General features: G+C 60.5%; 3 protein-coding genes. All 3 read right to left on the bottom strand.

Annotated features, from left to right (window positions below):
• On the bottom strand, positions 1-229 hold a 229-nt coding region (locus tag AB4Z11_RS31405), incomplete at its 3' end, for an exonuclease domain-containing protein (protein WP_442030047.1).
• Between the two features lie 46 nt (positions 230-275).
• Positions 276-716: a ribonuclease HI gene (gene rnhA, locus AB4Z11_RS31400; protein ID WP_442030045.1), complete on the bottom strand. Its 441-nt coding sequence runs from the start codon at positions 714-716 to the stop codon at positions 276-278.
• Positions 703-1,488 (bottom strand): class I SAM-dependent methyltransferase, encoded by a 786-nt coding sequence (locus tag AB4Z11_RS31395; RefSeq protein WP_442030043.1) that lies wholly within the window; start codon positions 1,486-1,488, stop codon positions 703-705. The genes rnhA and AB4Z11_RS31395 overlap by 14 nt, the downstream gene beginning before the upstream one ends.
• Positions 1,489-1,512: the final 24 nt, after the last annotated feature.

Raw genomic sequence — 1,512 nt, 5'->3', positions numbered from 1 at the left:
GTCCTTCCACGATTTCATGGAAACGCGGCTTGTCGCTCAAAAATTCCGTGGTCAGGCCGTGTACCGCCAGCGCGCCCTCTTCCGAGTCGCGCTCAGGATTGATGTAGCAGTGGAAGTTATTGCCCGTCAGCGTGCGGTTGACCAGTTCGACGCAGCCGATTTCGATGATGCGATTGCCCTGTTTGGGATTGATGCCGGTGGTTTCTGTATCGAGGACGATTTGGCGCATGGTTCTCATTATTTCTGGTTCAACGCGAGCTCAGCAGTATAGCAGGTCAYTTGCGGCGAACCGATTCCACGCCCAGGTTCGCCAGCTGGTCGGCGCGCTCGTTGCCCGGATGGCCGTTGTGGCCGCGCACCCAGCGCCAGTCCACCTTGTGCACGGCCTGGGCTTCGTCCAGCGCCTGCCACAGGTCGGCATTCTTCACCGGCTCCTTGGTCGAGGTTTTCCAGCCACGCGCCTTCCAGCCGTGTATCCATTCGCTGATACCCTTCTGGACGTATTGGCTGTCCGTGTGCAGCACCACTTCGCAAGGGCGCTTCAAAGCCCGCAGCGATTCGATCACCGCGGTCAGCTCCATGCGGTTATTGGTGGTATTCAGCTCGCCGCCGAACAGTTCTTTTTGCGCGTCGCCCGCCATCATCAGCGCGCCCCATCCGCCGACGCCGGGATTACCCTTGCACGCGCCGTCGGTAAAAATCTCAACCTTGTCCATCCAGGAATTCTCTATGTTTGTTTGCGGCCGGCACCGCCACCGGTGCCTTGGCCTGTTTTTTGGCCCAGGCCGGACCGATCAGGCGCATGCCCTTCACCCGCTTGATCGCCTGCACCATGTACACCGCGCCGAAATACGGCCAGTAGCGCTGGCCCGCTTTATCCATGAAGGAGAAGCGCGACAGCCAGCGATCGGTGCGGGCAGCAGGCGCGTAGCAGCCGAAGTGGCTCTGGCTGACGCCCATATTCAGCAATTTTAACCAGTCCTTGATGCGCGGCATAGAGATGAACTCGCCCGCTTCCGGCAGATAGTGGGCGCCGGTCACGCGCGCCGTCACCTGGCGCATGCCCCACAGGCTGCGCGGATTGAAGCCGCAAATGATCAACTGCCCTTCCGGCATCAGCACGCGCTCGACTTCGCGCAGCAGCTGGTGCGGTTCGGCGGCGAATTCCAGCACATGCGGCATCACCACCAGGTCCAGGCTCTGGGCCGCGAACGGCAGTTCGGTGTGTTCAAAAGTGACGGAAACGGGACGCAGGCCCTCAATGCCGAGCGGACGCACACGCGTATCGGCCAGCCATTTGTTTTTCATGCGGTTGGCGGCCAATGCATCGATCTGCGGCATGCCGATCTGTACCGCATTGAATCCGAAGATATCGGCCACCAAACTGTCGAGACAGGCTTGCTCCCAGGCACGCACATAAGCGCCAGGCGGGGTTTGCAGCCAGCGGTCCAGCGCTATAATGGATTTTTCGGATGTTGCGCTATCCATGCGATACCCTTGAGCCCTTGAGCC

It is taken from the genome of Pseudoduganella sp. RAF53_2, from assembly GCF_052113985.1.
Classification (GTDB): Bacteria; Pseudomonadota; Gammaproteobacteria; order Burkholderiales; family Burkholderiaceae_D; genus Rugamonas.
Note: the sequence above shows the minus strand (reverse complement) of the source record. Positions and strands in the feature narration are given on the sequence as shown.